At 63.7% G+C, this 14,052-nt stretch carries 10 protein-coding genes; all 10 read right to left on the bottom strand.

Going from position 1 to position 14,052, the window contains the following annotated elements; all coding sequences use genetic code 11:
* Positions 1–63: 63 nt before the first annotated feature.
* The 10 genes from GCN74_RS21445 to GCN74_RS21400 all read right to left on the bottom strand — a co-directional run bounded on the left by GCN74_RS21445 (position 64) and on the right by GCN74_RS21400 (position 13,944).
* On the bottom strand, positions 64–2,517 hold the full coding sequence (locus GCN74_RS21445; protein ID WP_193317193.1) for a tetratricopeptide repeat protein: 2,454 nt from the start codon (positions 2,515–2,517) through the stop codon (positions 64–66).
* Between the two features lie 19 nt (positions 2,518–2,536).
* Complete coding sequence (locus GCN74_RS21440; protein WP_034752049.1) at positions 2,537–3,142, bottom strand: toll/interleukin-1 receptor domain-containing protein; 606 nt, start codon at positions 3,140–3,142, stop codon at positions 2,537–2,539.
* Between the two features lie 283 nt (positions 3,143–3,425).
* On the bottom strand, positions 3,426–5,480 hold the full coding sequence (locus tag GCN74_RS21435) for an ATP-dependent DNA helicase (protein WP_413541557.1): 2,055 nt from the start codon (positions 5,478–5,480) through the stop codon (positions 3,426–3,428).
* Between the two features lie 43 nt (positions 5,481–5,523).
* Positions 5,524–5,724, bottom strand: a complete 201-nt coding sequence (locus GCN74_RS21430) for a YdcH family protein (protein ID WP_010399897.1) — start codon at positions 5,722–5,724, stop codon at positions 5,524–5,526.
* A 157-nt stretch (positions 5,725–5,881) separates the two neighbouring features.
* Positions 5,882–6,616 carry a hypothetical protein gene (locus GCN74_RS21425; RefSeq protein WP_226939152.1) on the bottom strand — a complete coding sequence of 245 codons (735 nt, stop codon included), beginning with the start codon at positions 6,614–6,616 and terminating at the stop codon, positions 5,882–5,884.
* A gap of 16 nt (positions 6,617–6,632) precedes the next feature.
* Positions 6,633–7,730, bottom strand: coding sequence for a cell division protein ZapE (zapE, locus tag GCN74_RS21420; RefSeq protein WP_152258546.1), 1,098 nt, complete (start codon positions 7,728–7,730; stop codon positions 6,633–6,635).
* A 92-nt stretch (positions 7,731–7,822) separates the two neighbouring features.
* Positions 7,823–9,253 carry a dihydrolipoyl dehydrogenase gene (gene lpdA / locus GCN74_RS21415; RefSeq protein ID WP_035820749.1) on the bottom strand — a complete coding sequence of 477 codons (1,431 nt, stop codon included), beginning with the start codon at positions 9,251–9,253 and terminating at the stop codon, positions 7,823–7,825.
* Entirely contained in the window at positions 9,243–9,620 is a 378-nt protein-coding gene (locus tag GCN74_RS21410) for a PspC domain-containing protein (RefSeq protein WP_152258545.1), read from the bottom strand. Before GCN74_RS21410 ends, lpdA begins: the two co-directional genes overlap by 11 nt.
* 94 nt (positions 9,621–9,714) lie before the next feature.
* The gene (gene odhB, locus GCN74_RS21405) at positions 9,715–10,971 is read right to left on the bottom strand and encodes a 2-oxoglutarate dehydrogenase complex dihydrolipoyllysine-residue succinyltransferase (RefSeq protein WP_152258544.1); all 1,257 of its coding nucleotides are present in this window, start codon (positions 10,969–10,971) and stop codon (positions 9,715–9,717) included.
* Between the two features lie 117 nt (positions 10,972–11,088).
* Complete coding sequence (locus tag GCN74_RS21400) at positions 11,089–13,944, bottom strand: 2-oxoglutarate dehydrogenase E1 component (RefSeq protein ID WP_152258543.1); 2,856 nt, start codon at positions 13,942–13,944, stop codon at positions 11,089–11,091.
* Positions 13,945–14,052: the final 108 nt, after the last annotated feature.

Below are 14,052 nucleotides of genomic sequence, written 5' to 3'. Positions count from 1 at the left end.
TGCGCGTGCCGCACGCCGATTGACGGCATTATTTGTGCCATCGCACAGGCATGGCGCGCAAGGTCAGCGCTGCTCGGTGCGCGCCTCGGACAAGGCCCCTTCCAGCGCCTGCACTTCATCCTCCTGCAAGGCCAGCAAGGCATTCAGGTCGCCTTGCAGTTTATACATCCTTTTCAGCTGCGCCATGCCGCGCCGGCGCAGCTTGCCCGGCACGCCCGGACGCAGCAAACAGGACTTCAGATGCTCGGCCAGTTCGCCCGCCTGCGGATACTGTTCGCGCTCTATCATGCCTTGCAACATTGAAATCATGCTGGCCAGGGTATCGGGCTCGGCTGCGTCGTGTCCGCTGGCGCGGCCGGCCAGGATGGTTTCCTGCAAATGCCGCGCGCCGTCCAGCACGCTGTCCGCATGTCCCGTGACGGGCGCGTTCAACAGCCGGTCGCTGCCGCTCAGCACGGCGTCTTCCAGCAGGCGCGCCGCCTCGCTGTCGCCCTGCTGCTGCAGGGTGCCGGCCAATTGCGTCTTGCTGTGCAAGGTGTCGAGGTGGTCTTCGCCCAGCAGGCGCGCATGCACTTCCAGCACCTGCTCCTGCACGCTGCGCGCCGCATCGAGTTCGCCGCGCCGCAGCAGAGCCTCGGCCAGCTTGCGCTGGCTCATCAGGGTTTCCGGATGGTCCAGCCCCCGCGTGCGCTCGCGCGCCGCCACCTGGTCTTCATGCAGCTGGCGCGCGCCGGCCCAGTCGCCCTGCCCGGCCACGATATCGGCCAGCAAATCGCGCGTGGCCAGGGTGGCCGCATGGTCGCTGCCCAGGCGCCGCTCCTGCGCCTGCAGGACGGCAGCAAGCAGGCGCCGCGCGCCTTCCAGGTCGCCTTCGCGTCCCAGCGCCTGCGCCAGGGCCAGCTTGCTGCGCAAGGTGTCGCCATGCTCGGCGCCGAACAGGCGCTCGCGCGCCGCCACCACCGTCGCCAGCACTTGCTGCGCCTGCGCCAGCCGGCCCATGCGCAGCAGGGTGGCGGCGCGGCCATCCATCGCTTCCAGGGTCAGCGGATGTTCGCCGCCCAGCTGGCGCGCGTAGGTGGCCAGCACCGTGTCCTGCAGCAGCAGGGCTGCCGCCAGTTCCCCCTGCAGCAGCAGGGTTTGCGCCAGGCAAGCCCGCGCGGCCAGGGTATCGGGATGTTCGCCGCCCAGCACGCGCTCGCGCACGTCGACCACGTCCTCTTCCAGGAAACGGGCTTCGTCGAGCTTGCCCAGCTGGCGCAGCAGGCGCGCCATGCCGCTCTTGCATGCGAGGCTGTCCGGATGCTCCTCGCCCAGCAGGCGCACGCGGATCTCGACGCTCTGGCGGAAGGCATCGAGCGCCTGCGCGCTGCGCCCGTCCTTGCGGTACAGCTCGCCCAGGCGGGCCAGGTCGCGCGCCAGCGGCAGGGCCACGGCGCGGCCCGGTTCCAGCAGCAGGGCCTGGCGCGCCTCGCCGATGGCGCCCAGCAAGGCGATTTCACGGCTCGATTGCCATGGAAAATAGCCGCCCGTCAGCCAGTGCAGAAAGGCTTCGAAGGTGCGCGTGAGGGAAAAGCGGTCGCCGCCCTGGTCGATGCGCACGGCCAGCTGTTCGCCATAGGCAAAGGTTTTCGTCTGCTGCAACTGGACTTCGTCGAAATAGCTGTCGAGGGCGATCTGCGACAAGCCATAGGACGTGCGCAGCAGGCGCTCGAACATGGGCTGGAAGCCGGCGATGCCCTTGTGCGCGTCGCCGCGGCGCCACTCGGCGCGCTGCGCGCCATCGCCCATTTCTATGCGCGACGGCAAGGGGTAGACGAGCAGCGGACGCTGTTCGTCCTCGTGGCTGCGGCGATACTCGATGGCCCGCGTGACGAGCGCATCGACGCCCTCCAGGCTTTGCCGGTTCGGCGTGAAGACCACCACCAGCTTTTTCGGCAGCAAGGTGGTGCAGATGCCCGCGCTGTCCGTGCGGCCCGTGCGCGAATCGACCAGCACATAGCGGAAATGCTGGGCCAGGGTATCGGCGAAGCAGCGGAACAGGGCCGGGCACGTGTCGAACAATTGATCCCAGCGCATCTGCGCCAGGCGCTCGCTGTAGCTGGCGTCGAAACGCCCCGCGCGCATCAGGTACAGCGGACTGCCCTGGTCGACGCGCACCACGTATTGCTGCCAGTCGATGGCGTCGAGCACGCGCTGGGCCAGCGCCGCATCCTCGCGTCCGCCGGCGCGCGCGCCCGCCGTTTCCAGGCCGATGCGTTCAAGCTGCTGGCGGCATGCTTCGAAGAACTCGAGCACGCCCGGCCGTTCCTCGTGCTGTTCGAAATAATGGTGCAGGCCCGGCGCTTCCATGTCCCAGTCCAGCATCAGCACGGGCACGCTGGCGTTTTCGCGCCGCGCCAGCAGCACGGCGATGTTCGACAGGGCCATGGTGCGGCCGGTACCGCCCTTGTAGGAATAGAAGGTGACGACTTCGCCAGGGGCGCTCAAAGGTGGCAGGGAGAGGCGTTGGCATTCCATGACAGGACCTTTTACGTGATTAACGTGGAAAGTGAGGAGGCGGAATGGCGCGCCATTCCGGTGGAATATCGGGCAGCACGAAGCGGCTGCAATCGTGGCCGGGCGGCGTCGACCGCTTGAGCAAGTGGTAGTGCGTGGCGATACGCTGCACGATGCGTTCGATATCGGGCAGGTATTGGGGATTCGACTTCAGGTCGCCGCTGGCCAGGGTATAGCCGGAGAAATCCACGTACAGCCCCGACTCCGTGATCTGCGGCGGCAAGCCGTCCGGGTGGCGCGTCATGATGATGGGGATGATCAGGTGGCTGGGCAGCTCATACCAGGCGCGCCGTTCCTGCTCGATCAGCTGCATGGCGGCAAATTCGCGCCGCGTGTAGCCGTGCGCTTCATATTTGGGCGTGTACAGCACGATCATGCAGACGCTCTGGCACATGGCGCGCGCCACGCGCAGGTCGATATCGTCGCCGCCGCCCAGCTGTTCGCTGTCGATGAACAGGACTTCCTCGCGGTCCAGGTGCGGCTCTAGGTAGCAGGCCAGCGCCTCGATAAGATCATTCTTGAACTTGTTCATGAACGCATATTGGCCGTGTGCATAGCTCAAGAAACAGCCGTAGCGGATCTCCATGGCATCCCCCTGTTCCCCGTGCGGCGCTGCCATTGCCGCGCCTTGACCCTGCAAGGCATGAGCTCACTGTAGACCGCTCGGCAACAAGCCTGTTTGCGCTGGCGCAAAGATGTGTCTGGCGTCCTGGAGAGGCGGAAAAATGCCGGAAACTGGCGCGATCACGCCCATTTCTGGCATGCCGGGCGCGCAGGCAGGCGCCGCGCGAACAACGCCATGCAATTGATAACAAAGGGAAATAAGCCGGCACGCGGATGGCGCCGGCAGGCTGGACTCAAGCGAGGACTTAAGCGCCCCTGGCGGGCAGGTTGCGGAAGAACTCCACCACTTCAGCGGTATCGCGCGTGCGCTTGAAGGGCGGCAGGCTTTGCCAGATGCGCTTGCCATACGGCTTGGAAATGAGGCGGGGGTCGCAGATCATCAGCACGCCCCGGTCGCCCTCGTCGCGGATCAGGCGGCCCGCGCCCTGCTTCAGGTTGATGATGGCTTCCGGCAGCGAATGGTGCATGAAACCGTTCTTGCCCTGCTTTTCCATCACTTCGATGCGCGCGGCCAGCACGGGATCGTCGGGCGGCGCGAACGGCAGCTTGTCGATGATCACCAGCGAGAGCGCATCGCCGCGCACGTCGACGCCTTCCCAGAAGCTCTGGCTGCCGATCAGCACGCCATTGCCGGCGGCGCGGAACTGGTCCAGCAATTCCGTGCGGCCCCGGTCGCCCTGCACGAACAGGGGGAAGTTCAGGCCCCGCTGCTTGAATTCGTCGGCCAGGCGTTCTGCCGCCCGCTTGACGGCGCGCAAGGTGGTGCACAGGAAGAAGGTACGCCCGCCCGCCGCCTCGATGATGGGCAAGGCGCAGTCGATGACGGCATCCGTGTAGCCCAGCGAGTTCGGCTGCGGCAGGTTTTGCGGCACGAACAGCAAGCCCTGCTGGCCATAGTCGAACGGACTCGGCCAGGTATGCGACGGTTCGCCCGTCAAGCCCATCTGCTCGGAAAAGTGCTTGAAATCGTTCTTCACGGCCAGGGTGGCGGACGTGAAGATCCAGCTGCGCGGCGTGCCTTCGCGCTGGTTGTTGAAGATGGGTGCGATCGACAGCGGCGTTTTATGCAATTGCAGGGAGCTGGAAAACGCTTCCACCCAGAACACGGCTTCTTCGCCGGCCGCCACTTTCGCCTTCGGGTCGAACTTCCAGCCGCTCAGCTGCTGCGCCAGTTCGACGCCGCGCACGCGGCACTGTTCCAGCGTTTCCGCCCGTTCCGCCTGGGTTTCCAGCACGGCCACCATGCCGTCAAGCTCATCCTTGAGCGTATCGAGCGCGGGAAAGAAGTCGCTCGACGGGGCGATTTGCGGCAAGGACAGGCGCACGATATCCTGCGGGAAGGTCAGGCGCAGGTCGCGCGCCGCCTTTTCCACCACCGTGACGGTCTTGGCCCAGTCGATGCCGCGCGCATGCGCGAGGCCCTCGGCCAGCACGTCGCGGCACAGTTCCAGGATTTGCGACGTGGACACCGTGTTGCCAAAGAATAAAGTGGCCGTATCGGGCAGCTGGTGCGCCTCATCGAAGATGATGGTATTGGCCGACGGCAGCAATTCCGCCACGCCCGTATCCTTCAGGGCCACGTCGGCAAAGAACAAGTGGTGGTTGACCACCACCACGTCGGCCTGCTGCGCCTCCTTGCGGGCCTTCATGACGAAGCAATCCTGGTAATACTGGCACTCGGCGCCCATGCAGGTGTCGCGCGTGGACGTCACCAGGTTCCAGATCATGGCGTTTTCCGGCACCTTGGCCAGTTCCGCCTTGTCGCCCGAGCTCGTCATCTTGATGAAGCGCGAGATTTCGCGCAAATGGCCCACGTCGTCGCGCGACGTCATGCGGCCGTTCTGCAGGGTGCGTTCCAGGTGATAGTGGCAGACGTAGTTCGAGCGGCCCTTCAGCAAGGCGACGGAAACGGGCGCCTGCAGCGCCGCGCGCACGGTGGGGATATCGCGCAGGAACAGCTGGTCCTGCAAGTTCTTGGTACCGGTGGAAACAATGGTCTTGCCGCCCCACATCAGGGCCGGCACCAGGTAGGCAAAGGTCTTGCCCGTGCCCGTGCCCGCCTCGGCGATCAGGGTCGTCTGGCTGTCGATGGCGCTGGCGATGGCCTTGGCCATCTCCGTTTGCGAACGGCGCGGCTTGTAGCTGCCCACGGCGGGACCGAGCGGGCCGCCGGCGCCGAACAGGCGTTCGATGTCGGCATCGTGCTTGCCAGGGGCGGCCTGGGGTTCGGCTGGCACGTCGGCTGGCAGAGCGGCAGGCTGGCCATCTGGGCTTGCGGGCAATAAATTGTGATCGGTCAAAATATACTTAGGTGAAGACTGGACTGGGCGCTGCTGGCGCCCCTCAGGCGGGAACGTCGGGCACCAACTGCATTTTCAGCAAGGTGATGTGATCCTTCAATTGCAATTTGCGCTTTTTCAGGCGGCGCAGTTGCAGCTCGTCATGGTGACCATCGAGTATCAGCAACTCGATGACGGCATCGAGGTCACGGTGTTCCACGTTGAGTTCAATCAGGCGCCGCTCTATATGCTGTGCATCGCTCATGTGTTGCGTTCCAGGCAGTGTTGGTAACAGTGTTGGGAAACAGGCGCGCGCAGCGTACGCAGGCAGCCATGGGGCCGGCATCACCGGCAAGTGCATAGTTTAACCTGCCGCGCGCGTTAGGGCACGCCATTTCCGGCATGCCCCCTGCGCGGCCGTCTTATTTGGCCGGCGGCACGGGCACTGGAACAGGTACGGCAGCGGCCGGCGTGCCGGCAGCCTCCGCTGCCGCCTTGGCAGCCTTGGCCTGCGCTTCGGCCTGGCGCTCGGCCAGGCGTTGCGCCACCCGCTTCTGGCGCGCCGCGGCGTCGGCCTGCTTGCGCGCATAGGCTGCTTCGCGGGCCGCGCGGCGCGGCGCTTCGGCCGCATCGTCGGCAGCCTGTTTCGCCACCTTCGCCGCGTGCTCCGCCTCGCGCTCGGCCACGCTCTTGCCTTGCGGCTTGGGCGGTTCCGGCTCGGGCGCGACCACTTTCACGGGCTTGGGCACGGCCGCGGCCCGCTGTTCGGCGTCCAGGCGCGCATCTTCCTGCGTGCGCGCCAGGTCGATATCGCGCAGGCGCACGGACTCGGCCCGCTTGAAGTAGTTCGCTTCCGCATCGATGGCGCGCAGGCGCACGAGGATCAGGCGGCGCTTTTCCTTGGCCGTGTCCAGGCAGTTATTCACGAAAAACTTGCTGTAGCATTCCAGCTCGCGCGCGGCAAACTCGTTTTCCGCCGCCTCGCGCTCGCTGGCCGACTGTTTCAGCTTGGCGTCCGCTTCTTCCACCGACAAGGTGGCGGGCACCTGCGGTACGCCCACCTCGTCCAGTGCCGCGACACCCTGGTGCGCGCAGGCGGACAATGCCAGGGCCAGGCCCAGCGCCGCTCCCAGCTTGTACATCGTATTTGCCATCATCTTCATTATCCCTGCCTCAAACGATCGCGTCGGCCGCGCCGCGCTGTTCTTTTTCCATGTATTCGCGCGATTGCATCTCGATGATACGCGAAACGGTACGGTGAAACTCGTTGGCCAGCATGCCGTTCGTGTACAGCTGGTCCGGCGCCACTTCGGCCGACATGATCAGCTTGACCTTCTGATCATAGAACACGTCGATCAGCCAGGTAAAGCGGCGCGCCTCGGACGACTGCGCCGCCGACATGGCCGGTATCCCGGACAATATCACCGTGTGGAAGCGGCTGGCGATTTCCAGGTAGTCATTTTGCGAGCGGGGGCCGCCGCACAGGGTGGCGAAATCGAACCAGATGATGCCGCCGGCGCGGCGCAGGCAATGGATTTCGCGGCTTTCGATGCGGATGCGGGCGTCTTCGTCGGCCGTCTCGGCGATGCGCGTATAAGCGTCGCGCAAAGCCTTGTCGGTGGCCGCGCCCAGCGGCGTGTAGTAGCTTTCCACCTGTTCCAGCGCGCGGCCCCGGTAATCGACGCCCGCGTCGACGTTCAGCACGTCGAGCTTTTCCTTCAGCAGCGCGATGGTCGGCAGCATGCGGTCGCGGTGCAGGCCGTCCGGATACAGCAGGTCCGGATCGTAATTCGAGGTCATGATGAAGGACACGCCATTGGCGAACAGGGCCGACAGCAGGTTGTACAGGATCATCGCGTCGGCGATGTCCGAGACGTGGAATTCATCGAAGCAGATCAAACGGTATTTCTTGGCGATGCGCTTGGCCACCTCGTCGAGCGGGTCGGCCACGCCTTTCAATTCATCGAGCTGCTGGTGCACGCCGCGCATGAATTCGTGGAAATGCAGTCGCGTCTTGCGCACCAGGGGCACGACCGAGTAAAAACTATCCATCAGGAACGATTTACCGCGCCCCACCCCACCCCACATGTACACGCCCTTCGGCACGGCGGGACGGTTGAGCAGGCGCTTGAAGGTACTCGAGCGCTGGCCCTTGTAGGCCACCCACTCGTCATAGCACAGCTGCAGGCGGTCGACCGCGCGCCGCTGGGCGGCATCGGCCTTGAAATCGCGCTTCTGCAACGCGTGCTGGTAAAACTCTTCAACGTTCATGGGATTCGATTCAACAGGGATTCTTGACATAGCGCAAACGGGCCGGCAAGGCAGAAACTGCTTTGCCGGCCCGCTGCGAAGTACTGTAGCGCTTAGAAGTTCAGCGTACGCTTATCGACGGCCAGTGCCGCTTCCTTGGTCGCTTCCGACAAGGATGGGTGGGCGTGGCAGATGCGCGCGATGTCTTCGGCCGACGCCTTGAATTCCATCGCCACGACGGCTTCGGAAATCAGTTCGGACGCCATCGGGCCGACGATGTGCACGCCGAGGATTTCATCGGTGGTCGCATCGGCCAGGAATTTCACCATGCCCGAGGTGTCGCCCAGCGCGCGCGCACGGCCGTTGGCCATGAACGGGAAGGTGCCGGCCTTGTAGGCGATGCCTTCCGCCTTCAGGGTTTGCTCGGTCTTGCCGACCCACGCGATTTCCGGCGAGGTGTAGATCACCCAGGGAATCGTGTTGAAGTTGGTGTGACCGTGCTGGCCGGCGATACGCTCGGCCACGGCAACGCCTTCTTCTTCCGCCTTGTGCGCCAGCATCGGGCCGCGCACGACGTCGCCCACTGCCCACACGTTCGGCAGGTTGGTCTTGCAGTCGCCGTCGACGGCGATGAAGCCGCGCTCGTCCAGCTGCAGGCCGACCTTGTCGGCGCCCAGGCCATTCGTGTTCGGCGTACGGCCGATCGAGATGATCAGTTTATCGAACACGGCTTTTTGCGCTTCGCCCTTGGCGTCCACGAATTCCACGGTGACGTCTTTCTTGCCTGGCGTGATCGCACCGATCTTGCAACCGAGGTTGATCTTCAAGCCTTGCTTGGTGAACAGCTTCGACGCTTCCTTGGCGATCTGCTCGTCCACGGCGCCCAGGAAGACCGGCAGGCCTTCCAGCACGGTGACGTCGGAACCCAGGCGGCGCCAGACGCTGCCCATTTCCAGGCCGATCACGCCGGCGCCGATGACGCCCAGCTTGGCTGGTACGGCATCGATGGCCAGTGCGCCCGTGTTCGACAGGATCAGTTTCTCGTCGAATGGTGCGCCCGGCAGTTCGCGCGCGTTCGAACCCGTGGCGATGACCACGTGCTTGGCCGACAAGGTTTCGTTGGCTTCGCCCGTCACGCTGATTTCATACGCGCCAGCGGCGGCGGCAGCGAAAGCGGCGCGGCCGTGGAAGAAGGCGATCTTGTTCTTCTTGAACAGGTACAGGATGCCGTCGTTGTTTTGCTTGACGACCGTGTCTTTACGCTTGAGCATCTGGCCCAGGTTCAGCTTCAGGCCGGCGACATCGATGCCGTGCTCGGCGAAGCTGTGGCCCGCGTGTTCGAAATGCTCGGACGATTGCAGCAGCGCTTTCGACGGGATGCAGCCCACGTTGGTGCAGGTACCGCCAGGAGCGGCGCCGCCCTTGGCGTTCGACCACTCGTCGACGCAGGCGACGGAAAAGCCCAGCTGCGCTGCGCGGATGGCGGCGATGTAGCCGCCAGGGCCCGCACCGATGACAACTACGTCAAATTGTTTAGTACTCATGTTTTGTTATTCCAATCTCTTCGTCTGGTACGAAAATCCACAATAGAAGGTAAATCACCACGCCGAAGCCGAAGGTCAATGTAAACAGGACGAAGACGAGGCGCCAGATCCACGCTTCCATGCCGGAAGCGCGGCCCAGGCCGCCGCACACGCCGCCGAGCCAGCGGTCGTTGCGCGAACGGCGCAGGCGGTTGAATTCCTGCACCAGGTCGTTCGCGGGGCCGGCGGCGGCACCGGACGTGCCGTCCGGCTTGTCCAGGTTGATATTGCTCAGGAGCTTGGCTTTCGCTTGCGCGAATTCCGCGTCGCTCAGGGCGCCCGCCAGGTGCAACTCGTGCAGACGCTTGATTTCTTCAGAGACGTTCATAGGAATCCTCTTTCATTGAGATCAGCCAGCTGCGTCTTCTGGCAAGGGGTATCAACTACATTGCCCCGGCGGCTAAGCCGGGGGACTACGGTGCTTACAGGTCCAGCAGCAGGCGTGCAGGATCTTCCAGCGCTTCTTTCATCGCCACCAGGCCCAGGACGGCTTCGCGGCCATCGATGATGCGGTGGTCGTAGGACATGGCCAGGTAGTTCATCGGACGCACCACGATCTGGCCGTTTTCGACAACGGCGCGGTCCTTGGTCGCATGCACGCCCAGGATGGCCGATTGCGGCGGGTTGATGATCGGGGTCGACAGCATGGAGCCGAAGGTGCCGCCGTTCGAGATCGAGAACGTGCCGCCCGTCAGGTCGTCCAGGGTCAGCTTGCCTTCCTTGGCTTTCGCGCCGAATTCACCGATTTTTTTCTCGATGTCGGCGATCGACAGCTGGTCCGCATTGCGAATGATAGGCACGACCAGGCCGCGTGGCGAACCGACGGCGATGCCGATGTCGAAGTAGCCGTGGTAAACGATGTCGTTGCCGTCAACGGAAGCATTGATGATCGGGTACTTTTTCAGGGCAGCGACGGCGGCCTTGACGAAGAAGGACATGAAGCCCAGCTTGACGCCGTGCTCTTTCTCGAACTTGTCCTTGTACTTGTTGCGCAGGTCGATGACCGGCTGCATGTTCACTTCATTGAACGTGGTCAGGATGGCGTTCGTCGATTGCGATTGCAGCAGGCGCTCGGCGATACGTGCGCGCAGGCGGCTCATCGGCACGCGCTCTTCCGGACGGTCGCCCAGGTTGGCGGCGGCCGGCGTGGCCACTTGCTGCAGCGCTGGCTTGGCAGCGGCTGGCGCCAGCGGCGCAACGGCAGGCTTGGCGGAAGCGGCCAGGGCGTCGCCCTTGGTCACGCGGCCATCTTTGCCGGAACCGGCGACGTCGCCAGCGGACAGGCCTTTTTCGGACAGGATCTTGGCGGCGGCAGGCATGGCGACATCGCCTTTGCTTGCAGCGGCAGGAGCCGAAGCGGTCGAAGCGTCTTGTGCAGCGGCAGCCAGGGCGGGTGCGGCAACGGCCGACACTTCCATCGGGCTGACCTTGGCCGAGCCGTCGGTGTCGATGATGGCGATGACTTCGCCGGCCACGACGGTGGCGCCGTTATCCTTGATGATCTGCACGATCACGCCGGCGGCAGGCGCTGGCAGTTCCAGCACGACTTTGTCGGTTTCGATATCGATCATGTTTTCGTCGCGCGCGACTGGCTCGCCGACTTTCTTGTGCCATGCCAGCAGGGTCGCTTCTGCAACCGATTCCGACAACTGGGGAACTTTGACTTCGATTTGTGCCATGTAAAACTCCGTTTATTTTGTTATTGCGGCGCCGTCCCTGCGTAGCAAGGGCGGCGCTCCGTCATCATATACTGGTCGGGCGCCGCGCAAACCGCGCAGCGCCCCTTATCCTGCCGCTTACTTGGTCAGGATAAAGCCCTTCAGCTTCGAAAATGCCGTTTCCAGCAGGTCTTTTTGCTGGGCGTAGTGCTTGTCATAGTAACCGACAGCAGGCGACGCCGAAGCAGGACGGCCGGCGTACGCCAGACGCTGACCCGATTCCAGGCCTTCGAAGATGTTGTGCTGGATCTGGAACCAGGCGCCCTGGTTTTGCGGCTCGTCCTGGGTCCATACGACTTCGACCAGGTTCGGGAACTTCTTCAGTTCAGCAGCAAACGACTTGTGCGGGAACGGATACAGCTGTTCCAGGCGCACGATGGCCGTGTCGGTCTGGCCGCGTGTCTTGCGTGCGTTGACCAGGTCGTAGTAGACCTTGCCCGAGCAGGCGATGACGCGCTTGACCTTCTTGGCATCGATTTTGTCGTCGACTTCGCCGATGACGGTCTGGAAACCGCCCTTGGCCAGGTCGGTCAGCGGCGAACCGGCATCCTTGTTGCGCAACAGCGACTTCGGCGTCAGGATGACCAGCGGCTTGCGGAACTGGCGCACCATCTGGCGGCGCAGCAGATGGAAGATCTGCGAAGCCGTCGTCGGCTGCACCACTTGCATGTTGTTGTCTGCGCACAGCTGCAGGAAGCGTTCCGGACGCGCGGACGAGTGCTCGGGACCCTGGCCTTCGTAACCGTGCGGCAGCATCATGACCAGGCCCGAAGCGCGGCCCCACTTCACTTCGCCGGAGCTGATGAACTGGTCGATCACCACTTGCGCGCCGTTGGCGAAGTCGCCGAACTGGGCTTCCCAGATCGTCAGGGTGTTCGGTTCGGCGGTCGAGTAGCCGTATTCGAAGGCCAGTACGGCCTCTTCGGACAGCACCGAGTCGATGACGGTGAACGGCGCCTGGTTGTCCGACACGTTTTGCAGCGGAATATAGGTACCTGCGTCCCAACGCTCGCGGTTCTGATCATGCAGCACGGCGTGGCGGTGCACGAAGGTGCCGCGGCCGGCGTCCTGGCCCGTCAGGCGGATGGCGTAGCCGGACGATACCAGCGATGCGTAGGCCAGGTGTTCGCCCATGCCCCAGTCCAGGTTCATTTCGCCGCGGCCCATGGTGGCGCGGTCGCCCAGGACTTTTTCCACCAGCGAGTGGACCTTGAATTGCTCCGGCACGGTGGTGATGCGCGCGGCCAGGCGTTTCAGTTCCGTCATCGGCACGGCCGTGTCGGCCGAATCGGTCCATTTCTTGTTCAGGAACGGCAGCCAGTCGACCGCGTACTTGTTCTTGAAGTTCGAGATGACCGGATCGACGGTGTGCTTGCCGGCGTCCATGGCGTCGCGGAAAGCGGCCACCATCTTGTCGCCGCCATCGGCAGGGATCACGCCTTGCGCGACCAGTTTGTCCGCGTACAGCTTGCGGGTGCCTGGATGCTGGCCGATGCGCTTGTACATCAGCGGCTGCGTCAGTGCTGGCGTATCCTGCTCGTTGTGGCCCAGCTTGCGGTAGCAGATGATGTCGAGGACAATGTCCTTCTTGAATTCCATGCGGTAGTCGAGCGCGATCTGCGTCGCCAGCACCACGGCTTCCGGATCATCGGCGTTGATGTGCAGGACCGGTGCTTCGATCATCTTGACGACGTCCGAGCAGTACAGGGTCGAGCGCGAGTCGCGCGGGTCCGAGGTGGTGAAACCGATCTGGTTGTTGATCACGATATGCACCGTGCCGCCCGTGCCGTAGCCGCGGGTTTGCGCCAGATTCAGCGTTTCCATGACCACGCCCTGGCCGGCGAAAGCGGCATCGCCGTGCACCAGGATAGGCAGCACTTGCGCGCCGTGCACGTCGCCGCGGCGGTCCATGCGGGCCTTGACGGAACCTTCGACCACAGGGTTGACGATTTCCAGGTGCGACGGGTTGAACGCCAGCGACAGGTGGACCGGGCCGCCTGCGGTGGAGATGTCCGACGAGAAGCCTTGATGGTACTTCACGTCGCCGGCAGGCAGGTCGTCGCCGTGCTTGCCTTCGAATTCTTCGAACAGTTCCTGCGGTGCCTTGCCCAGGGTGTTGACCAGCACGTTCAGGCGGCCGCGGTGGGCCATGCCGATGACGATTTCCTGCACGCCTTTTTCGCCGGCGCGCTGGATGGTTTCATCCATCGAGGCGATGAACGTTTCGCCGCCTTCCAGGGAGAAGCGCTTCTGGCCCACGTAGCGGGTGTGCAGATAGCGTTCCAGGCCTTCCGCCGCAGTCAGGCGGTCGAGGATGTGGATTTTTTTCTCCGGGGTGAAATTCGGGGTGGAGCGGATCGCTTCCAGTTTCTCTTGCAGCCAGCGCTTTTCGGCCGGATCGGAGATGTACATGAATTCGGCACCGATCGAACGCGTGTAGGTATCGCGCAGATAGTTGAGCAGATCGCGCAGGGTGGCGGTCTCGGGGCCAAAATAGGTATTGCTGATGTTGAACACGGTGTCCATGTCCGCATCGGTGAAACCGTAGAAGCTCGGCTCCAGCTCGGGGATCATCGGACGTTCCTGGCGTTGCAGCGGGTCCAGGTTGGCCCAGTGCGAACCGAGGTAGCGGTAAGCGGCGATCAGTTGCGTAGCAGCAACACGCTTGCGGCCCATTTCGGCATCGAAGGAAGCGGTCACTGTGCGGATCGGGCCTGCTTTTGCGCGCTCGGCGAACGAGGCGACGACGGAGGCATGCGCCACGTCAGGCTTGTTGGTGCCGTCGACTGCAGGCACGTGCTGCATCGCGTCGAAATAGGCGCGCCAGTTGTCCGGTACCGAACCTGGGTTATTGAGATACGCTTCGTACAGATCTTCCACGTACGGAGCATTCCCACCGAACAGGTAGGAGTTGGACGTAAATTGTTGCATCATATTGCTCACCTTTCTTCGCGCTTCGCGAGATTAGCGGGTTAATCTAACCTTCCGCGACACGGCCTGACCGGTTAGCGGATTGCACATCAAGTTGTGGGGGAAGGGCTT

It is taken from the genome of Janthinobacterium sp. FT14W, assembly GCF_009208755.1.
Lineage (GTDB): Bacteria > Pseudomonadota > Gammaproteobacteria > Burkholderiales > Burkholderiaceae_D > Janthinobacterium > Janthinobacterium violaceinigrum.
The sequence above is the reverse complement of the archived record's forward strand: the minus strand, read 5'-3'. Positions and strand labels throughout refer to the sequence as shown.